The sequence below is a fragment of the Burkholderia sp. KL41 genome (assembly GCF_057005415.2).
Genome location: NZ_CM174446.1, coordinates 3553718 through 3573617 on the forward strand (window position 1 = coordinate 3553718; position 19900 = coordinate 3573617).

General features: G+C 66.9%; 18 protein-coding genes. 9 read left to right on the forward strand and 9 right to left on the reverse strand.

Annotation, left to right across the window (positions count from 1 at the left end):
• Positions 1 to 23: 23 nt before the first annotated feature.
• From PQB87_RS16720 to PQB87_RS16760, 9 genes are all read left to right on the forward strand, one after another.
• Entirely contained in the window at positions 24 to 1361 is a 1338-nt protein-coding gene (locus PQB87_RS16720) for a glutamine synthetase family protein (protein WP_027788944.1), read from the forward strand.
• Positions 1362 to 1398: 37 nt separating this feature from the next.
• The gene (locus tag PQB87_RS16725; protein WP_175926430.1) at positions 1399 to 2832 is read left to right on the forward strand and encodes an aspartate aminotransferase family protein; all 1434 of its coding nucleotides are present in this window, start codon (positions 1399 to 1401) and stop codon (positions 2830 to 2832) included.
• A gap of 61 nt (positions 2833 to 2893) precedes the next feature.
• Complete coding sequence (locus tag PQB87_RS16730; protein WP_489242398.1) at positions 2894 to 4009, forward strand: polyamine ABC transporter substrate-binding protein; 1116 nt, start codon at positions 2894 to 2896, stop codon at positions 4007 to 4009.
• Positions 4010 to 4197: 188 nt separating this feature from the next.
• Positions 4198 to 5352, forward strand: coding sequence for an ABC transporter ATP-binding protein (locus PQB87_RS16735; protein ID WP_489242399.1), 1155 nt, complete (start codon positions 4198 to 4200; stop codon positions 5350 to 5352).
• A gap of 10 nt (positions 5353 to 5362) precedes the next feature.
• A complete protein-coding gene (locus PQB87_RS16740) occupies positions 5363 to 6349 on the forward strand; it encodes an ABC transporter permease subunit (RefSeq protein ID WP_060180725.1) in 987 nt (328 codons plus the stop codon).
• Entirely contained in the window at positions 6346 to 7185 is an 840-nt protein-coding gene (locus PQB87_RS16745; protein ID WP_059688517.1) for an ABC transporter permease subunit, read from the forward strand. Before PQB87_RS16740 ends, PQB87_RS16745 begins: the two co-directional genes overlap by 4 nt.
• Positions 7186 to 7301: 116 nt before the next feature.
• Entirely contained in the window at positions 7302 to 8885 is a 1584-nt protein-coding gene (locus PQB87_RS16750; RefSeq protein ID WP_489242400.1) for a DUF3138 family protein, read from the forward strand.
• Between the two features lie 112 nt (positions 8886 to 8997).
• Positions 8998 to 10302 (forward strand): NAD(P)/FAD-dependent oxidoreductase, encoded by a 1305-nt coding sequence (locus PQB87_RS16755; protein WP_060373192.1) that lies wholly within the window; start codon positions 8998 to 9000, stop codon positions 10300 to 10302.
• Positions 10303 to 10326: 24 nt separating this feature from the next.
• Complete coding sequence (locus tag PQB87_RS16760) at positions 10327 to 11628, forward strand: NAD(P)/FAD-dependent oxidoreductase (RefSeq protein ID WP_226147250.1); 1302 nt, start codon at positions 10327 to 10329, stop codon at positions 11626 to 11628.
• Between the two features lie 146 nt (positions 11629 to 11774).
• Here the strand turns inward: PQB87_RS16760 and PQB87_RS16765 are convergent, their stop codons facing one another.
• The 9 genes from PQB87_RS16765 to PQB87_RS16805 form a co-directional block, all read right to left on the reverse strand.
• Complete coding sequence (locus tag PQB87_RS16765) at positions 11775 to 12449, reverse strand: DUF799 domain-containing protein (RefSeq protein ID WP_027788935.1); 675 nt, start codon at positions 12447 to 12449, stop codon at positions 11775 to 11777.
• 10 nt (positions 12450 to 12459) lie between these two features.
• Positions 12460 to 12921 carry a DUF4810 domain-containing protein gene (locus PQB87_RS16770; RefSeq protein ID WP_111943262.1) on the reverse strand — a complete coding sequence of 154 codons (462 nt, stop codon included), beginning with the start codon at positions 12919 to 12921 and terminating at the stop codon, positions 12460 to 12462.
• Between the two features lie 56 nt (positions 12922 to 12977).
• Complete coding sequence (locus tag PQB87_RS16775; RefSeq protein WP_182670311.1) at positions 12978 to 13649, reverse strand: CsgG/HfaB family protein; 672 nt, start codon at positions 13647 to 13649, stop codon at positions 12978 to 12980.
• A gap of 648 nt (positions 13650 to 14297) precedes the next feature.
• Positions 14298 to 15656, reverse strand: coding sequence for a glutathione-disulfide reductase (gene gor / locus PQB87_RS16780; RefSeq protein WP_489242401.1), 1359 nt, complete (start codon positions 15654 to 15656; stop codon positions 14298 to 14300).
• Between the two features lie 244 nt (positions 15657 to 15900).
• Positions 15901 to 16125 (reverse strand): hypothetical protein, encoded by a 225-nt coding sequence (locus PQB87_RS16785; RefSeq protein WP_027788932.1) that lies wholly within the window; start codon positions 16123 to 16125, stop codon positions 15901 to 15903.
• A 376-nt stretch (positions 16126 to 16501) separates the two neighbouring features.
• Positions 16502 to 17623, reverse strand: coding sequence for a porin (locus tag PQB87_RS16790; RefSeq protein WP_011353454.1), 1122 nt, complete (start codon positions 17621 to 17623; stop codon positions 16502 to 16504).
• 316 nt (positions 17624 to 17939) lie between these two features.
• Complete coding sequence (locus tag PQB87_RS16795; protein WP_060218308.1) at positions 17940 to 18641, reverse strand: YoaK family protein; 702 nt, start codon at positions 18639 to 18641, stop codon at positions 17940 to 17942.
• 57 nt (positions 18642 to 18698) lie between these two features.
• Positions 18699 to 19226 (reverse strand): chromate transporter, encoded by a 528-nt coding sequence (locus PQB87_RS16800; RefSeq protein WP_059688296.1) that lies wholly within the window; start codon positions 19224 to 19226, stop codon positions 18699 to 18701.
• Positions 19223 to 19861 carry a chromate transporter gene (locus PQB87_RS16805; RefSeq protein WP_489242402.1) on the reverse strand — a complete coding sequence of 213 codons (639 nt, stop codon included), beginning with the start codon at positions 19859 to 19861 and terminating at the stop codon, positions 19223 to 19225. Before PQB87_RS16805 ends, PQB87_RS16800 begins: the two co-directional genes overlap by 4 nt.
• Positions 19862 to 19900 lie beyond the last annotated feature (39 nt).

A 19900-nucleotide genomic window follows, 5' to 3' on the forward strand; every position in this document is an offset into this window, starting at 1 on the left:
CGACCCAACCAACGAGAACAGACATGCAAGACATCGAAGATTTCCTGAAGCAGTACCGGATCACCGAGATCGAAGCGATCATTCCCGACATGGCCGGCATCGCGCGCGGCAAGATCACGCCCCGCAACAAGTTCACGTCCGGTGAATCGATGCGCCTGCCGCAAGCCGTGATGGTGCAGACCGTCACCGGCGAATATCCGGAAGACGGTTCGCTGACCGGCGTGACCGACCCCGACATGGTGTGCGTGCCCGACACGTCGACGATCCGCCTGATCCCGTGGGCCGTCGACCCGACCGCGCAGGTGATCCACGACTGCGTGCACTTCGACGGCTCGCCGGTCGAGATCTCGCCGCGCTACGTGCTGCGCCGCGTGCTCGACCTGTACAAGGCGAAGGGCTGGAAGCCCGTCGTCGCGCCCGAGCTCGAGTTCTACCTGGTCGACATGAACAAGGACCCCGACCTGCCGCTGCGTCCGCCGGTCGGCCGCACGGGCCGCCCGGAAACGGGCCGCCAGTCGTATTCGATCGAGGCCGTCAACGAGTTCGACCCGCTGTTCGAGGACATCTACGAGTACTGCGAATCGCAGAACCTCGACATCGACACGCTGATCCACGAAGTCGGCGCCGCGCAGATGGAGATCAACTTCATGCACGGCGACGCGCTGTCGCTGGCCGACCAGGTGTTCCTGTTCAAGCGCACGGTGCGCGAGGCCGCGCTGCGTCACAACATGTACGCGACGTTCATGGCCAAGCCGATGGAAGACGAACCGGGTTCGGCGATGCACGTGCACCAGAGCATCGTCGACGAGGAAACGGGCCAGAACCTGTTCACGTCGCCCGAAACCGGCGGCGCGACGTCGATGTTCTACAACTACCTCGCGGGGCTGCAGAAATACACGCCCGCACTGATGCCGATCTTCGCGCCGTACATCAACTCGTATCGCCGCCTGTCGCGCTTCATGGCCGCGCCGATCAACGTGCAGTGGGGCTACGACAACCGCACGGTCGGCTTCCGCATCCCGCACTCGGGCCCGTCGGCACGCCGCATCGAGAACCGCATCCCGGGCGTCGACTGCAACCCGTACCTCGCGCTCGCCGCGACGCTCGCGGCCGGCTATCTCGGCATGACGCAGCGCCTGGAACCGACCGAGCCGCTCGTCAGCGACGGCTACGACCTGCCGTACCAACTGCCGCGCAACCTCGAGGAAGGGCTGACGCTGATGGCCGCGTGCGAGCCGCTCGGCGAGATCCTCGGCCACAAGTTCCTGAAGGCGTATTTCGCGCTGAAGGAAACCGAATACGAAGCGTTCTTCCGCGTGATCAGCTCGTGGGAACGCCGCCATCTGCTGCTGCACGTCTGAGCGTGCACACAACCGAATACGGAAACACGGAGGAAACATGACGTACCGCAACGAATCTGCCTGGATCCAGCCCGCCGCGCCGGCCGCCGCACCGCGCACGACGCAGGCGCGCTCGACCGCCGAATACCGCGCGCTCGACGCCGCGCACCACATCCACCCGTTCTCGGACATGGGTGCGCTGAACCGCGCGGGCAGCCGCGTGATCGTGAAGGCCGACGGCGTCTACCTGTGGGACTCGGACGGCAACAAGGTCATCGACGGGATGGCCGGCCTGTGGTGCGTGAACGTCGGCTACGGCCGCAAGGAACTCGCCGACGCCGCGTATCGCCAGATCCAGGAACTGCCGTTCTACAACACCTTCTTCAAGACCACGCACCCGCCGGTGATCGAACTCTCCGCGATGCTCGCGGAAGTCACGCCGAAGGGTTTCAACCACTTCTTCTATTGCAACAGCGGCTCGGAAGGCAACGACACCGTGCTGCGCCTCGTGCACCAGTACTGGCGCGTGCAGGGCCAGCCGCAGAAGAAGTTCGTGATCTCGCGCAAGAACGGTTACCACGGCTCGACGATCGCGGGCGGCACGCTCGGCGGGATGGGCTACATGCACGAGCAGATGCCGTCGAAGGTCGAGAACATCGTGCACATCGACCAGCCATATTTCTTCGGCGAGGCGGCGGCCGGCGAAACGCCGGAAGCGTTCGGCCTGGCCCGCGCGCAGCAGCTCGAGGCGAAGATCCTCGAACTCGGCGCGGAAAACGTCGCGGCGTTCATCGGCGAGCCGTTCCAGGGCGCGGGCGGCGTGATCTTCCCGCCGTCGACGTACTGGCCGGAAATCCAGCGGATCTGCCGCAAGTACGACATCCTGCTGGTGGCCGACGAAGTGATCGGCGGGTTCGGGCGCACCGGCGAATGGTTCGCGCACCAGCACTTCGGCTTCGAGCCGGACCTGATCACGATGGCCAAGGGCCTCACGTCGGGCTACGTGCCGATGGGTGCCGTCGGCATTCACGAGCGCGTGGCGCGGCCGATCATCGACAACGGCGAATTCAACCACGGCCTCACGTACTCGGGCCACCCGGTGGCGGCGGCCGTCGCGGTCGCGAACCTGAAGCTGCTGCGCGACGAAGGGATCGTCGAGCGCGTGAAGAACGACACGGGCCCGTACTTCCAGGCGCTGATGCGCGAGACCTTCGCGCGTCACCCGATCGTCGGCGAAGTGCACGGCCACGGCCTCGTCGCGAGCCTTCAGCTCGCCGAGGCACCGGCCGAACGCCGTCGCTTCGCGAACGGCGGCGACGTCGGCACGATCTGCCGCGACTTCTGCTTCAACGGCAATCTGATCATGCGTGCGACCGGCGACCGGATGCTGCTGTCGCCGCCGCTCGTGATCTCGCGTCAGGAAATCGATGAACTCGTATCGAAGGCGAAAAAAGCAGTCGATGCAACCGCCCAGCAACTGGGTATTTCGTAACGGTTTTGCCTACAGGCGTGCGGCGGGCGCCGCACGCCGCCATAACCAGGGGAATTCCACCATGCGTGCCTGCTTTCTTCGCCAAGCCTGTTCCGTTGCCGCCCTTGCCGCCGCGGCCGCGTTCACGTCAGTCGCCAGCCCGTCGGCACATGCCGAGGACCTGAACGTCTACAACTGGTCCGACTACATCGCACCGGACACGATCCCGAACTTCCAGAAGCAGACGGGTATCCACGTCAAGTACGACAACTACGACAGTGACGACACGCTTCAGGCGAAGCTGCTTGCCGGCAGTTCGGGCTACGACATCGTCGTGCCGACGTCGAACTACATGGCCAAGCAGATCCAGGCCGGCGTGTACCAGAAACTCGACAAGTCGAAGCTGCCCAACCTCGCGAACCTCGACCCGCTGCTGATGAAGATGATCTCGGACGCCGATCCGGGCAACCAGTACGGCGTGCCCTGGGCCTACGGCACGGACGGCATCGGCTACAACGCGCAGGCGGTGAAGAAGGCACTCGGCGACAAGGCGCCGGTCGACAGCTGGGCGCTGGTGTTCGACCCGGCCAACATGGAGAAGCTCAAGAGCTGCGGCGTGTCGTTCCTCGACCAGGCCGTCGACGTGTTCGCCGCGACGCTGCAATACATGGGCAAGGATCCGAACAGCACCAACCCCGGCGACTACCAGGCTGCGTTCGAAGTCCTGAAGAAAGTCCGCCCGTACATCACCCAGTTCAACTCGTCCGGCTACATCAACGACCTCGCGAACAACGACGTGTGCGTCGTGCTCGGCTGGTCGGGCGACGTCGGCATCGCGCATCGCCGCTCGGCCGAAGCGAAGCGCTCGTACGACATCAAGTTCTCGAATCCGAAGGAAGGCGGCCTGCTGTGGTTCGACGTGATGGTGATCCCGAAGGATGCACCGCACCCCGAGGCCGCCCTGAAGTGGATCAACTACGTGTCCGATCCGAAGGTCAACGCGGCGATCACCAACACGGTGTTCTACCCGACCGCGAACAAGGCCGCGCACCAGTTCGTCACGCCGGCCGTCGCGCAGGACCCGACCGTCTACCCGCCCGAAGACGTGCTGAAGAAGATGGTGCTGATGAAGCCGATGCCGGCCGACATCCTGCGCCTCGAGAACCGTCTGTGGGCCCAGCTGAAGACGGGCCACTGATCGCGAAGCATTCCGGCGGCGCAGGCATCGCTTCACGCCTGCCCGCCTGAGATCCGCGGACCTCCATCCGCCCGCGCGCGCCGCGCGCACTGTTCCATCCGGCACGAGCCGTTGCCCGTGAGTCGCATGACGCGCCTCGCGCGGGGACGCTCACGCCTGCAATCCGTGAAGAACGAATGGTGAATCCCATGCAATCGATACCCTCTTCCGCTGCTGCACGACAGACCCAACCGGCCCCCGCGGCCCGTACGCAAAACGACGCCTTCGTCCGCATCGAAAACGTCGTGAAGAAATTCGGCGACAGCACGGCCGTCGACAACGTGAACCTGACGATCGCGAAGAACGAGCTGTTCGCGCTGCTCGGCAGCTCGGGCTGCGGCAAGTCGACGTTACTGCGCACGCTCGCCGGGCTGGAAACGGCCACTTCCGGCAAGATCTTCGTCGACGGCGAGGACCTCGCGTCGCTGCCGCCGTACCGCCGCCCGGTCAACATGATGTTCCAGTCGTACGCGCTGTTCCCGCACATGACGGTCGAATCGAACGTCGCGTTCGGCCTGAAGCAGGAAGGCACGCCGAAGAATGAAATCAAGGAACGCGTGGCCGACGCGCTCGCGCTCGTGCAGATGAGCAAGTACGCGAAGCGCAAGCCGCATCAGCTTTCAGGCGGCCAGCAGCAGCGCGTCGCGCTCGCGCGTTCGCTGGTCAAGCGCCCGAAGCTGCTGCTGCTCGACGAGCCGATGTCCGCGCTCGACAAGAAGATCCGCCAGAAGACCCAGCTCGAACTCGTGAACATCATCGAGAAGGTCGACGTGACCTGCGTGATGGTCACGCACGACCAGGAAGAAGCGATGACGATGGCGAGCCGCCTCGCGGTGATGAGCGAAGGCAAGATCGTGCAGATCGGCTCGCCCGGCGAAGTCTACGAATATCCGAACAGCCGTTTCTCGGCCGAATTCATCGGCTCGACCAACCTGTTCGAAGGGCGCGTGGTCGAGGACGAACCCGACCACATCTTCGTCGAGAGCGACGACCTCGAGGCACGCATGTACGTGAGCCACGGCGTGACGGGCCCGCTCGGGATGCCGGTCGGCATCTCGGTGCGCCCGGAACGCGTGCACGTGTCGCGCGAGAAACCGGGTTCGAAACACAACTGGGCGCGCGGCGTCGTGACCGACATCGCGTACATGGGCAGCTACTCGCTGTACCACGTGCGCCTGCCGAGCGGCAAGACGGTCGTGTCGAACCTGTCGAGCTCGCACCTGATGAACGACAACGCGCCGGCGTGGAACGACGACGTGTTCGTGTCGTGGTCGCCGGCCAGCGGCGTCGTGCTGACGCAGTGAGGAGGCCACGATGAGAACCTCCGCTTCCACTCCGTCCGCGCCGGTGTCTGCCGGCGCCGCGAGCACCGGCGCCGGCCGCGCGCGCCCGGGCCGTTTCTCCATGCTGTCGCGCTTCCTGCCGTCGGGCCGCAGCGTCGCGATCGGCGTGCCGTTCGTGTGGCTCGCGGTCTTCTTCGCGCTGCCGTTCGTGCTGGTGCTGAAGATCAGCTTCGCCGACCAGGTGATGGGCATCCCGCCGTACACGTCGCTCGTCGAGATCAAGGACGGCGTCGTGCACTTCGCGCTGCAGCTGTCGCACTACGCGTTCCTGCTGCAGGACGACCTGTACATCGCGACCTACCTCAGCTCGCTGAAGATGGCCGCCGTGTCGACCGTGCTGTGCCTGCTGATCGGTTATCCGATGGCGTACTACATCGCGCGCTCGGAACCGAACCGCCGCAACGTGCTGATGATGGCCGTGATGCTGCCGTTCTGGACGTCGTTCCTGATTCGCGTGTACGCATGGATCGGCATCCTGAAGGACGACGGCCTCCTGAACCACACGCTGATCGCGCTGGGCATCATCCACACGCCGCTGCGCCTCTATCACAGCGACGCGGGCGTCTACATCGGGATGGTCTATTCGTACCTGCCGTTCATGGTGATGCCGCTGTACGCGCACCTCGTGAAGATGGACCTCACGCTGCTCGAGGCCGCATACGACCTGGGCGCGAAGCCGTGGGTCGCGTTCACGCGCATCACGCTGCCGCTGTCGAAGAACGGGATCATCGCCGGCAGCCTGCTGGTGTTCATCCCGGCGGTGGGCGAGTACGTGATTCCGGAACTGCTGGGCGGCGCCGACACGCTGATGATCGGGCGCGTGATGTGGGATGAATTCTTCAACAACATGGACTGGCCGATGGCGTCCGCGGTGACGGTCGCGATGGTGATGCTGCTGCTGGTGCCGATGGCGCTGTTCCAGTACTACCAGGTCAAGGAACTGGAGGACGCGAAATGATCAAGCCGAGCAAACCGCTGTCGACGGGCGTCCTCGCCTTCGGCTTCCTGTTCCTGTACATCCCGATCATCAGCCTGGTGGTGTACTCGTTCAACGAGTCGAAGCTGGTGACGGTGTGGTCGGGCTTCTCGCTGAAGTGGTACAGCGCGCTGCTGGACGACGACGAGCTGCTGAGCGCCGCGTGGCTGTCGCTGAAGATCGGCCTGTTGACGGCCACCGCGTCGGTCGTGATCGGCACGTGGGCGGGTTTCGTGCTCGCGCGCTTCGGCCGCTTCAAGGGCTTCACGCTGTACACGGGGATGATCAACGCGCCGCTGGTGATTCCGGAAGTGATCCAGGGCATCTCGCTGTTGTTGCTGTTCGTTGCGCTGGAGCAGATGTTCGGCTGGCCGAAGGGGCGCGGGATGGTGACGATCTGGATCGGCCACGTGATGCTGTGCGTGTCGTACGTGGCGATCATCGTGCAGTCGCGCGTGAAGGAGATGAACAAGTCGCTGGAGGAGGCGGCGCTCGATCTGGGCGCGACGCCGCTGAAGGTGTTCTTCGTGGTGACGCTGCCGCTGATCTCGCAGGCGCTGCTGTCGGGGTGGCTGCTGTCGTTCACGCTGTCGATCGACGACCTGGTGCTGTCGGCGTTCCTGTCTGGGCCGGGGTCGACGACGCTGCCGCTGGTGGTGTTCTCGCGCGTGCGGCTGGGGCTGAACCCGGAGATGAACGCGCTGGCGACGCTGTTCATCACGGCCGTGACGATCGGCGTGATCGTCGTGAACCGGATGATGATCGCGCGCGAGCGGCGCCGCGTGGCCGACATGAAGGCGGCGTTCGCGGTGGCGTGACGACGTACCTCCGGCTTCGAAGATAACAAGCAGTGCAGACAAGCAAGGCGCGCTGCCCCAGGGGGGGCGCGCGATTCGATCCCGATTTGACAGGCGCACGACAAGGAGAATCCGCAATGAAGAAGAAACTGATCTGCCTGCTGGTGGCCGGCGCGTTGCCGGGCATCGCGCTGGCCGACTCGACATCCGCCGAGATCAAGGCGCTGCAGGCGCAGGTCGCGGCGCTGCAGAAGCAGATGAAGGCGATGCAGGCGCAGCTTTCGGCGAAGGGCGGCACCGCGACCGCCCAGGCCGGCACGAAGGCCGCGCCGGTCGCCGTGGCCGTCGATCCGGGCTCGCCGGACTACGGCAAGGCGCAGGCGACGCTGACCAACGACGAAGTCGGCGAAATGAAGCAGCAGATCGCGAACCAGCAGCTGAAGGTCGATTCGCTGACGGACGCGGCCAACACGGGCCCGCTGGCCGGCCTGTCGGTCACGGGCTACATCGACCCGACCTACATCTACAACCGCGCGGCCGGCACGTCGTCGTTCCTGTTCGCGAACCACGAGAACGCGTACAACTACTTCAACAGCACGTTCGGCGATCTCTACCTCGACATCAAGAAGACCTTCGGCGTCGGCCCGATGGCACCGTCGGCGGAAATCACGCTGATGCCGAACCGCGGCAACGGCATCACGCTGCTGCAGAACTCGCGCGGCTCGATCACCGACAACCTGCTGAACACGGCGGTCATCAACGTGCCGATCACCGCCGAGACGACACTCGTCGCCGGCTTGATCCCGAGCTTCGGCGGCTACGAGGTGCAGCAGTCGAACCAGATGCTCACGCTCACGCACAACCTGCTGTACGATTTCTCGGATCCGGGCAGCTATGTCGGGATCGGCGCGAACTACACGAAGGGCAACTGGGCGTGGAAGTTCTTCCTCGGCAACGAGCAGTACCGCACGTACGGTTCGGTCACGCAGAAGGGCACCAACGCACTCGGCGACCCGATCACGACCAGCAACAAGGTGCCGACCTTCACCGCGCGCGCGGACTACACGTGGTCGAGCGCGCTCGACATCGGCGGGTCGTTCAACATCGGGCGGCAGACGCTGTCGTCAGCCGCGGTAACTGATCCGGTGACCGGCCAGCAGATCGGCGCCAACTACGGCCCGGGCGGTGCGGCACCGAGCGCGTACGGTTCGTTCTTCTTCGGTGAACTCGACGCGACCTACACGCTCGCCGACATTCAGTACAACGCGGAAGTCGACTACGGCCGTCAGCAGCATGCGGCGTTCAACGGCGGGCTCGCTCAGTGGTACGGCCTGTCGCTGCTCGCGCACCGCAAGTTCAACGCGCCGGTGGTCGGCCGCATGGGCGTGACGCTGCGCTACGACCTGCTCGCCAACTCGAAGAACGGCGGCGGCGGCGGCGGCATCGCGCTGAACGGGAACGGGATGGATCCGAGCAACGGCTTCGGCGTCGACGCGGACTGCCTCGCGCAATCGAAGGCCGGCGGCGGCCTGGGCTTCGAGTGCAAGGGGGCGGTACGCCAGGACGTCGCGCTCGACCTGCTGTTCTACCCGACCCAGCAGATCACCGTGAAGGTCGAATACCGGCACGACTGGGCGAACAACAAGGTGTTCCTGCGCAACGACGGGTCGTACGGCAAGTCCAACGACCTGCTCGCGACGCAGTTCATCTATTCGTTCTGACGCAGCACACGCGGGACGCCGTGCCGCGCGCACGGCGTCCCGCGCCGTTTTTACCGGCCGCGGCACGATGCATCGCGCATCGCGTGCCGGCCGCAACGAGGGAGTCGGTCTGATGACGCAGTCTTTCACCCGCCGCGCCGATGCGCTCGCGCGCGACTCGTACTACGAGGCGACGGCCGTGCGGCCGGCCGCCGACGACCCGGTGCTCGAAGACACGATCGACGTCGACGTCTGCGTGATCGGCGCCGGTTTCGCCGGCCTGTCGACGGCGCTCGACTGCCGCGCGCGCGGGCTGTCGGTCGCGGTCATCGATGCGCACCGGCCCGGCTGGGGCGCGTCGGGCCGCAACGGCGGGCAGGCGATCACCGGCTTCGCGAAGGACGAGGAAATCGAGCGGCAGCTCGGCGCCGACGGCGCACGCGCCGCGTGGTCGCTGTCGCTCGACGGCGTCGCGCTGATCGCCGAGCGGATCGCGCGCTACGGGATCGACTGCGACTTCACGCGCGGCTACCTGACGGTCGCGACGAAGCCGCGCCGCATCGACGACCTGCGCGCGTGGATGGACGCCGCAACCGCGCGCTGGGGCCATCCGTCGCTGTCGTGGCTCGACACCGGCGCGATCCGCGCGCGCATCGCGTCGACACGCTATCTCGCGGGTGTCTACGATCCGCTGTCGGGCCACCTGCATCCGCTCAAGTACTGCCTCGGCCTCGCCGAAGCCGCGCGGCGCGAAGGCGTCGCGCTGTACGCGCACACGCCCGCGCTCGACGTCGTGCGCGGGGCACGGCCCGTCGTGCGCACGCCGTCGGGCGAGGTGCGCTGCCGCTTCGTCGTGTCGTGCTGCAACGCGGGCCCGGGCGGCGTGCTGCCGGCCGCGACGGCTGCCCGCATCGCGCCCATCGCGTCGTACATCATCGCGACCGAGCCGCTCGGCCAGGCACGCGCCGATGCACTGATCGCGCAGCGCGAGGCCGTGTGCGACAACAACTTCTTCCTCGACTACTTCCGGCTGTCGGCCGACCACCGGATGCTGTTCGGCGGCCGCGCGAATTCGGCCGGCGCGTCACCCGCCGCGCTCGCCGAAACGATCCGGCGGCGCATGGTCGGCGTGTTCCCGCAGCTCGGCGACGTGCGCGTCGACCACGCGTGGGGCGGCTTCGTCGACGTCACACGCAACCGCGCGCCGGATTTCGGCGCGCTCGATCCGAACTTCTTCTACGTCCAGGGCTTCAGCGGGCACGGCGTCGCGCTCACCGGCATCGCCGGACGCGCGGTTGCCGGCGCGATCGCGGGCGACACGCGCGCGTTCGACCTGTTCGCACGCATGCGCCACCGGCGTTTCCCCGGCGGCGACGCGTGGCGGCAACCCGCGCTCGAGCTCGGGATGCTGTACCACCGCGTGCGCGAGCTGTTCTAAGCCCATTTATCCGTCCTCCTGACCATGCAGACATTCGCCAACCAGCCGCACGTCGCGTCCTACTACGCGGCGACCGCCAACGATACGACCCGCCACGCGCCGCTCGCCGGCACGACCGATGCCGACGTGTGCGTGATCGGCGCGGGCCTCACGGGCCTGTCCGCCGCGCTCAACCTCGCCGAGCGCGGCCATTCGGTGACCGTGCTCGAAGCGTCGCGGGTCGGATGGGCGGCGAGCGGCCGCAACGGCGGCCAGCTGATCGGCGGCTTCGCGTGCGATATCGATACGTTTGCGCAGTTCATGCCGGAAGGCGACGTGAAGCGCATCTGGGACATGGGGCTCGAAACGCTGTCGCTCGTGAAGTCGCGCATCGCACAGCACGACATCGACTGCGCGCTGGTGCCCGGCTACCTGACCGCCGCGAACACCGAACGCGATGCCGATTCGCTCAAGCGCTGGCGCGACGAAGCCGCGAAGCGCTTCGGCTACGACCGCTTCCACTTCGTCGAAGCCGACGCACTCGGCGACTACGTGCAGTCCGACCGCTATTGCGGCGGCCTGTACGACCCGGACAGCGGCCACCTGCATCCGCTGAACTACACGCTCGGCCTCGCGCGCGCCGCCACCGGTGCGGGCGTGCGCATCCACGAGGACAGCTGCGTGACGCGCGTGCGCGACGTCGCGGGCGGCCATGTCGTCGAGACGAGCGGCGGCAACGTGCGCGCACGCTTCGTCGTGCTCGCGTGCAACACCTTCGTCGGCACGCTCGCGCCCGCGCTGTCGAAGAAGATCATGCCGGTCGGCACCTACGTGATCGCGACCGAGCCGCTCGGCGAAGCGCGCGCCGCCGCACTGATGCCCGCGCGCGCGGCGATCTGCGACAGCCGCTTCGTGCTCGACTATTTCCGGCCGGCACCCGACACGCGGCTCGTGTGGGGCGGCAAGGTCAGCTATTCGACGCGGGAGCCGCGCGATCTCGCCGCGGCGATGCGCGCGGACATGCTGAAGACGTTCCCGCAGCTCGCGGACGTGAAGGTCGACTACGCGTGGGGCGGCTTCGTCGACATCACGATGAACCGCGCGCCGCACTTCGGCCGCATCGCGCCGACGATGTATTTCGCGCAGGGGTTCTCGGGGCACGGCGTGAACACGACCGCGCTCGCGGGCAAGCTGATTGCCGAGGCGATCGACGGACAGGCGAGCCGCTTCGACCTGTTCGACAAGATCCGCCATCGCGACTTCCCCGGCGGCGAGGCATTGCGCACGCCGGCGCTCGTGCTCGCGATGAGCTGGTACCGGCTGCTCGACGCGTTCGGCGTGCATTGAGCGGCGGCGCGGGCGACGAGCGCCGCCGCCCGCCATGCAAAACGGCCGCGCGAACGCGGCCGCCTGGTGCCGGATGTCGCGGCGCCGGCACGGCAGGCAGGCGACCTCGCCTGCCCGACCGACCGAAGCCGCTGCATCCGCGCGGGTCAGTCGGTCCCGTACTTCGGCGAGTGCGGCCCGTACAGCAGCCCGTTCGGCGGCCCGGCCGACAACAACCTGCTGCTGGTCAGCCCGGCCACATCGTGCGCTTCGTCGGTCAGCGAATGCGCGACCTGCTTGACGGCCGCCTGCACCAGCATCCCGACGACACCGAACGCATTGACGCTCATGGAGTTGCCGACCTCCTTGCCGGTCGCACGGCCCTCGCCCTGCCACAGCACGTCGCCGCTCTTCAGGTCGACGAGCTTCGCCGACGCCGCGACCACCGTCGTGCTGTCCACCACCTGGTAGACGGAGCCGTATTGCGTGATCTTCGAATAGAGCGCGGCATCCGCGCCGAAGATCTCGCGCAGCTTCGCCGGCGACGTGTTCTGGATCTCGGCCGCGTTCGCGAGGCCGTTCTGCTTGAAGGTCTCGTCCATCACCGCGACCGGCACCACGTAGTAGCCCGACTCGGCGAGCGGCTGCGTCATCTGCGACAGCACCCCGTAGGTCGCGCCGACATCGGTGGTCTCGTTGACCGGCGGCAGCACGAGGATCGAGCGCGGCTGGCTCTTCTTGAAGGCCGTGTAGTCGGGACGCTTGACGGGTTGCGCGCATGCGCTCAGCAGCGCGACGAGCGACAGCACGGACAGCAGCTTGAATGAAAGTGTCTTGATCATGGCACGCACGTTACTGTTGGGCGGGAGTCGGATCGGCTTGCTTCCGGCCGGCGATCGTCTGGTCGGCGGCCTTCGGGTTCGCGGCCTGCGGATTCACGGCCTTCGGGTTCGCGGCCCTGGCATCGCCGGCTTTCTTCTTCATCAGGAAATCCATGTACGACGCGGATTCCGGAAAGAGCGCCTTCTCGGCCTCGAACGACTGCGTGGCCTGTTGCCCGTTGCCGACGCTCGCGTAGAGCATCCCGAGATGCGCATGGAAGCCGGGCGGCGGCTTGTTACCCTTCGCGCGAATCTCCTGCAGCGCCTTCTCGAGCGCGTCGATCTGCTGTTGCGGCGAGCTTTGCCCCTTGAAGTATTCGTACACCTGCGGCTGATAGCCGTTCCACTGATAGAGCGGCGGCGTGGTCGGTGCCGCGCAGCCCGCGAGCAGCATGGCGGCCACCGTCGCCGGCAGCCAGATTCCCCGTTTCATGGTCTTGTCTCTTCCGATGAGTGAGTGATTCGTCGAGCGCGTGTCGCGCACGGCGCTTACTGCGGCACCTTCAGCGTGCCGGCGTCGACCTGGTCGACGAGATGGTTCACGGCCTCCTGGATCGCGAGATCCAGCACCTTGCCGTTGAGCGTCGAGTCATAACCGGCGGTGCCGCCGAAGCCGATCACCTCGCGGTTCGACAGGCTGAACTCGCCCGCGCCCTGGCTCGATGCGACGACTTCCGACGTCGTCGTATCGACGATGTTCAGGTTGACCTTCGCGTATGCGACCTGCGTCTTGCCGCGGCCGAGGATGCCGAACAGCTGGTGATCGCCGACGTCCTTGCGGCCGAACTCGGTCACGTCGCCGGTCACCACGTAGTTCGCGCCCTTCACGGCCTGCGCCTTCTTCATGAAGCCGGCTTCCTGCTTGATCTCGTCGAGGTTCTCGCGATCGAGCACGTTGAAGCGGCGGCTCTGCTGCAGGCGCGTGACGAGGATCGTCTTCGCCTGTCCGCCGAGGCGGTCGATGCCGTCCGAGAAGATGCCGCGCATGTAGCTCGAGCGGTTGTCGAACTTGCCGACCGCGATCGCGACGGGCTTGCCCGCATAAGGCTTCTGCGCGCTGCTCACGGCCGGCACGTCGAGCGTGCGCGACGATTCGGTCGCGCAGCCGGACAGCGCCGCAACGAGCGCCGCCGCCACGAGGACGGTGCGTCGTGTCTGAATGTTCACTGTTGGTCTCCTTGTGTGGAAAGATGGCCCGGAACGGGCACGCCGGCTCGCGAACGACCCGGCGGTCGAAACGGTTGCGGTGCGAACGGGGATGCGTGCATCGGCGCGATGGACGCGCGCGCGTTCATCGCCGCACCGGCGGTGGCAGTGGATGAGTGAAAGGAGCGCGCAACCCGTGCGTTGCGACGACATGCGGATGCGCGGCGCGGTACGCGACTGGCTCGCGCGCGCCGGCTACACCGTTATTCTGGTTACTGCGCTGTTGATCGCGCATGATCGGCCCCGTATATGATTTTTCGCGATCATATCAAGCCTGTTTATCGAGATGAGGAGTCTTGATAATAGTTGACGATTTTCTTACTTATCCGACGCGCGCGGTCGAATCGGCGCAATTCCTCGCCGACAGAGGCTCTGCAGGCATATGGGCGCAGCGTGCCGATTTTCCTTTGATGTCGCCGACGATCGATCTCGAATCCGGCAATATCAATATATATTTTCCGTACCGCCCATCCGCATGACCCCTATCCCGAGAATAATCGCCGCAATCCGGCTGCCTTTACCGCACCCGGCCGGTTCGCCTGTCACGATGCATTCCGGCAACCCTGCCGCGCGCGCGTACGAACGCGCGCGCATCCGCGCCCGCTAGTCGGCCACCTTCTGCCGCATCGTCACGAACTCCTCGGCCGCGGTCGGGTGAATGCCGATCGTGTCGTCGAACTGCGCCTTCGTCGCGCCCGCGCGAATCGCGATCGCAATCCCCTGGATGATCTCGCCCGCATCGCGGCCGACCATGTGCGCGCCGACCACGCGCTGGCTGTCGCGCGCGACGACGAGCTTCATCAGCGTGCGCTCGTCGCGGCCCGACAGCGTGTGGCGCAGTGCCTTGAACGACGTGCGGTAGATGTCGACGTCGCCGTCGTAAAGATCGCGCGCGGTCGCCTCGGTGAGACCGACCGTCGCGACCTCGGGCTGGCTGAACACCGCCGACGGCACCCATTCGTGATCGGTCGCGACACGCGACCCGCCGAACAGCGTGCGGGCAAGCAACGCGCCGTCGCGCGTCGCCACCGGCGTGAGCTGCGGCCGCGACGTGACGTCGCCGATCGCATGGATCGACGGCACCGACGTCGCCGAATACGCATCGACGGCAATCGCGCCACGTGCGTCGAGCATCACGCCCGCCTGTTCGAGCCCGAGCCCGTCGACGTTCGGCACGCGGCCGGTCGCATACAGTACTTGATCGTACGGCCCGTGCCGCGCATCTCCGACGCGCACGCTCAGCGTGCCGTCGTCCGCGCGTTCGATCGACTCGACCACCGCACGCGCGTGGATCGTGACGCCCTGCTTCGTCATCTCGTCGGTGAGGAACTGGCGCACGTCGTCGTCGAAGCCGCGCAGGACCTTTTCGCCGCGATAGAACAGGTCAACGTGGCTGCCGAAGCCGTTGAAGATGCCCGCGAACTCGACCGCGATATAACCGCCGCCGACCACCGCGATGCGTGCGGGCCGCGCGGCGAGCGACAACGCCTCGCGCGACGTGATCGCATGTTCGATGCCGGGCCGCGCCGGCATCGACGGGCGCGAGCCGGTCGCGATCGCGATGTGGCGCGCGCGGATCGTGCGTTCGCCGATTGCGACCGTGTGCGCATCGACGAGCGTCGCGCGCCCGGCGTGCATCTCGACGCCCGATTGCCGCAGCAGGTTGATGTAGATGTCGCTGAGCCGGTTGATCTCGCGATCCTTCGCGGCGATCAGCGCGGGCCAGTCGAGCGTGCCGGCGCCGAAGGTCCAGCCGAAGCCCTTCGCGTCCTCGACTTCGTGCGGGTAGTGCGATGCGTAGACGAGCAGCTTCTTCGGGATGCAGCCGCGCAGCACGCAGGTGCCGCCGATCTGCTCTTCTTCCGCTATGCCGACGCGGGCACCGTACGACGCGGACATGCGCGCAAGCCGCACGCCGCCCGAGCCGGCCCCGATGACGAACAGGTCGTAGTCGAAATCCATCACATTGCCTCATCGCAGTTCGGATGCAGGCACGATAGCAAGATTCCGGAATTCTTGCGGCACATGGTGCCGCCACGCGCACGCCCAATAAAAAACGGCGAGAGACGTTGCCTCTCGCCGGTCAAACCGGCTGCCGGGTGTGCCATGCGTCACCGATCGACCGCATGCCCGACCTGCCGGCTGCGCGGCACCGGCCCGGCCGGGCGCGCGAAGGGCGCGCCCACGGCCGGACCAGCCGCCATGCTCATGCCTGCGACGTGTCGCTGCCGTCCGTCGCCTGCGTGTCGTCTGCCTGCTGCGGCTGCTCTTCCTTCTTCTCGAGCATGCCTTCGATCGCTTCCGCGCCCTTGAAGCCGGCGACGGCGGCTGCCGCCTTGGTCAGCAGGCCCGCATCCGGATCCAGCTTTTCCGCGCCTTCGACGGCTGCGATTGCGCCAGCGATTTCACCCACGGTGTTCAGGATACCCATCGTCATCCCCTTTCAAGAAAATCGTGAGCGCATCGTCCCACGAAAAAAAACCGGCGAACCGCGATTGTCATCACCGGATACACAAGTTACGCACCAGGCCGGCCGCGCTCGCCGAGCGTGACCGGAACGACGCACGCGCGAGCCTGGCGGCACGCAACGGGCGATGCACGCAGCGTAGCGGAAAGGCTTCGCGCGCACTGTAAAAGTATGTTCTGGATTGCCGACGGTTCCCTTACGGCGCGGGGGTCTCGTGATGGAGCATTCGCCGAATAGTCGTGCGCGCGTATGAAGGTCGCATGACGAAAAAAAAGAGGCGCCTCGCGGCGCCCCTTCGATGCATGCCGGACGACTGCCGGCGCATGCGTTCCGACGTTCGTCAGAAGATATTGCGCAGGCCGATCGCGATGCCGGTCTGGTTGCTGCGGCCGGGCAGCTCGACGTTCGCCGCGCCGTTCGTCTTGTTGAAGTCGACGGTGCCGTAGACTTCCGTGCGCTTGCTGAGCGCGTACTCGGCGATGCCGACGATCGCGTAGCGGTTGCCGCTCGCGAGCGTGCCGTTCGTGGTCATCGCATTGCGCATGTGGTCGTAGTAGAACGCGCCCGTCAGCGTCAGCGGCGCGCTGACCTGCCAGCTCACGCCCGCGAACGGACCGTCGTCGATCCGGCCGGTGCCCTTCGCGACCGGAATCGACTGCTGGGCGAGCAGGCTGTCGACGAAGCCCGTGTCGTCCTTCGAGCGCAGGTAGCCCGCGTAGATCTTCGCCTTGCTGAACGCATACACGACGTTCGCGTGGTAGATCGTCTGCTTGCGCGCCGAGTTGTCGCTGTTCTGCTGCGCACCGGCCGCGATGCTGAGCGGGCCCATCACGTACGACAGCGACACGCCCCACGCATTGCCCTTGCCGAGCGAACCCGGGATCTGGCCCGAGAAGCCGCCGGCGCCGGTCGATTCGTAGTTGGTGCCGGTCGAGTACATCGCCTTCGCGGTCAGGCCTTCGAACTTGCCCGTGTACTTGATCTGGTTGTCCGCATACAGGCCGCCGCCGAGTGCGACCGGCAGCCACGCGTTTTCGAGGTAGTTGCCGACCGTCAGCGGATCGTAGGTGTCCGACAGCAGGTCGAACAGCGGCGTCTTCTGGCGGCCGAGGGTCACCGTGCCGTACGGGCTCTGCAGGCCGACGTACGCCGCGCGGTTGAACAGGCGGCCGCTGTCGGCGAATGCGCCGTTCTGCAGGTTCACGCCGCTTTCGAGGTTGAACACGGCCTTCAGGCCGCCGCCGAGATCTTCCGTGCCGTAGATGCCGAAGCGGCTGTTCGTGATCGCGCCGTTGGTCATCGACAGCAGGCCGTCGTTCTTGGCGTTGGCGTTGGTGAGGTAGCGAATGCTGGCGTCGGCGACGCCCCAGAGCGTGACCGAGCTTTGTGCGGCCGCGTACTGGCTGGCAAATGCGAGCGCGGCGCCCCCTGCGATGGCTGCGAGTCGGGTGGTCTGCTTCATGAGCTTTCCTGGTTGTAGGTGTCTCCGTTCATGGCCGGCCGCGTGCGCAGCCGGGTGGCGATCGCTCGCGTTCTTGGCGCGCGCGATGTGGGCTGAATCATATGACGACTGCAATCGCTGAAAGAAATTGAAATGCGCGGTAACGGCGGAACTGTCGCCCGCGCACAACGCTGCGCGCGCGAGGCGCGCCGGGCGGGCGTCGGATGCCGCAAGGCATCCTTCGGCCATGTGGCTTACGGGATGTCGGGTCTGTAAGCATCGCCCCGCAGGCGCGGGGGAACGGGCAGGCGGCCGGAAGTGCCGGCGGGCGGTTCCGTCACGCCGCCGACGACGGCTCGCCTGGCGTCTCGCGCCGGCGCCAGGCACGCCGGAGGATCTCCGCGAACGCACCGGCGAGCAGCAGCACGGCACCCCACAGCGCGAACTCCGGCACGAGCCGCGTGACGAGGCCGCCGATCACCGCGCCGGCCAGGAAGCAGAAGCTGATCGTCGCGAGCAGCGCCGAGTCGTGCAGCGCGCCCGCGTCGTAGCGCGGGATCAGCCCGACGAACAGCTTCTGCGCGGCGCGGCGCAGGTTGCCGGTCGTCATCACCGACGTGTACGACAGTTCCTCGAGATGGGTGAACGACAGCGTCTGCAGCGTCGCGACGAACGAAATGCCCGGAATCAGCCATGCGCTCGACGCGCCGACGAGCCCGCTCGCCGCGACGCCGAGAAAGGCGATCTCGACGAGCAGGCTCGCGAATGCGGTATGCCGCATCCAGCCGCGCTGCGCGGCGAGGCCGAGCAGGTGCGCGACGAACACCGCGACCACGAAGCCGCCGAGCGGCGGCACGTGGTGCAGCGCGGCCGCCCATTCGCCGGCCGACACGTTGATGCCCAGCAGCGCGACGTTGCCCGTCATCGTGTTCGCGAACACGTGGCCGTGGCCCACGTACGTGTACGCATCGAGGTAGCCGCCGGACAGCGTCAGCAACGCGGCGACAGTGAGATTGCGGCTGGCGCCGTCGAGATCCATCGAGCCTCCCGTGAAGATTCGCGCCAGTATGGCGCACGGGACGTTACCGTGCGACGGTCATTGCCCGATACCCGTGAGCCCGATCAGCGCGCCGCCCGCGAGCAGCCACAGCGGATGGATGCGCGTGCGCCACGCGAGCACCGCGCACGCGGCCGTGATGCCCCACTGGATCGCCGTGCGGTTCGACGCCTCGGAGATCAGCATCGCGCTCGCCGCGACGAGCCCGGCCGTGACGGGCATCATCCCCTGCTGCACGTAGCGGCGCCACGGCCGGTCGCGAAAGCGCTCCCACGCATGCAGCGCGAGCACGGTGACGATCGACGACGGCCCGAACTTCGCGAGCGACGCGACCAGCAGCCCGCTCCAGCCGGCCACGTGCCAGCCGACCAGCGACACGATCATCATGTTCGGCCCGGGCGCCGCCTGGGCCAGCGCGAACAGCGCGGTGAACTCGTGCGCGCTCATCCAGTGATGGACGTCGACGACCTGCCGCTGCATCTCCGGCAGGATCGTGTTGCCGCCGCCGAATGCGAGCAGCGACAACTGGCTGAAGATCGTCGCGATGGCGATCAGCGTGTCGTTCATGGCCGGCCTCCCGGCTGCGTGTCGCGCGCCGCGGCCGGCGCCGGCTGCGGCGTGTTCGCGTCGCGGCGGCGCGATGCGAGCCAGATGCTGACGGGCGTCAGCACGAGCATCGCGGTCAGCAGCGGGATGCGCAGCACCGCGATCGCGACGAACGCGAGCGCCGCGATGCCGCCCGCCGCGCGCGCGTGCCGCAGCGGCTTCGCGACCTTCACGGCCATCGCGACGAGCAGCCCGGCCGCCGCCGCGGCGAGCCCCGCGAACAGGTGCTGCACGCGCGGATCGTTCTGCGTCTTCGCATACAGCACGCCGAGCGCGACGACGACGAGCGTCGGGCCCGCGATCAGCCCGAGAATGGCGGCGAACGCGCCGGCCACGCCGCGAAAGCGCATGCCGATGGCCACCGACAGGTTGATCACGTTGCCGCCCGGCAGGAACTGGCACAGCCCGAGCAGGTCGGTGAATTCGTCGGCGGAAAGCCACTTGCGCTCGTCGACGATGGTGCGCCGCGCGAACGGCAGCGCGCCGCCGAACGACATGAGGCCAAGCGACAGGAAGCCGGTGAACAACTCGGCGAAGCCGATGCGGCGGGGTGACGCGGCCGGCGGCGGGGCGGCGGGCGGAAAGGCGGATTGCATGGGGCTCCTCATCAAACGGTGAACCGAGGTTACCGCCGT

Excerpts from the sequence above, each read along its gene's own strand:
- PQB87_RS16720 (WP_027788944.1), top strand. The coding sequence starts at position 24 with ATGCAAGACATCGAAGATTTCCTGAAGCAGTACCGGATCACCGAGATC.
- PQB87_RS16725 (WP_175926430.1), top strand. The coding sequence starts at position 1,399 with ATGACGTACCGCAACGAATCTGCCTGGATCCAGCCCGCCGCGCCGGCC.
- PQB87_RS16730 (WP_489242398.1), top strand. The coding sequence starts at position 2,894 with ATGCGTGCCTGCTTTCTTCGCCAAGCCTGTTCCGTTGCCGCCCTTGCC.
- PQB87_RS16735 (WP_489242399.1), top strand. The coding sequence starts at position 4,198 with ATGCAATCGATACCCTCTTCCGCTGCTGCACGACAGACCCAACCGGCC.
- PQB87_RS16740 (WP_060180725.1), top strand. The coding sequence starts at position 5,363 with ATGAGAACCTCCGCTTCCACTCCGTCCGCGCCGGTGTCTGCCGGCGCC.
- PQB87_RS16745 (WP_059688517.1), top strand. The coding sequence starts at position 6,346 with ATGATCAAGCCGAGCAAACCGCTGTCGACGGGCGTCCTCGCCTTCGGC.
- PQB87_RS16750 (WP_489242400.1), top strand. The coding sequence starts at position 7,302 with ATGAAGAAGAAACTGATCTGCCTGCTGGTGGCCGGCGCGTTGCCGGGC.
- PQB87_RS16755 (WP_060373192.1), top strand. The coding sequence starts at position 8,998 with ATGACGCAGTCTTTCACCCGCCGCGCCGATGCGCTCGCGCGCGACTCG.
- PQB87_RS16760 (WP_226147250.1), top strand. The coding sequence starts at position 10,327 with ATGCAGACATTCGCCAACCAGCCGCACGTCGCGTCCTACTACGCGGCG.
- PQB87_RS16765 (WP_027788935.1), bottom strand. The coding sequence starts at position 12,449 with ATGATCAAGACACTTTCATTCAAGCTGCTGTCCGTGCTGTCGCTCGTC.
- PQB87_RS16770 (WP_111943262.1), bottom strand. The coding sequence starts at position 12,921 with ATGAAACGGGGAATCTGGCTGCCGGCGACGGTGGCCGCCATGCTGCTC.
- gor (WP_489242401.1), bottom strand. The coding sequence starts at position 15,656 with ATGGATTTCGACTACGACCTGTTCGTCATCGGGGCCGGCTCGGGCGGC.
- PQB87_RS16785 (WP_027788932.1), bottom strand. The coding sequence starts at position 16,125 with ATGGGTATCCTGAACACCGTGGGTGAAATCGCTGGCGCAATCGCAGCC.
- PQB87_RS16790 (WP_011353454.1), bottom strand. The coding sequence starts at position 17,623 with ATGAAGCAGACCACCCGACTCGCAGCCATCGCAGGGGGCGCCGCGCTC.
- PQB87_RS16795 (WP_060218308.1), bottom strand. The coding sequence starts at position 18,641 with ATGGATCTCGACGGCGCCAGCCGCAATCTCACTGTCGCCGCGTTGCTG.
- PQB87_RS16800 (WP_059688296.1), bottom strand. The coding sequence starts at position 19,226 with ATGAACGACACGCTGATCGCCATCGCGACGATCTTCAGCCAGTTGTCG.
- PQB87_RS16805 (WP_489242402.1), bottom strand. The coding sequence starts at position 19,861 with ATGCAATCCGCCTTTCCGCCCGCCGCCCCGCCGCCGGCCGCGTCACCC.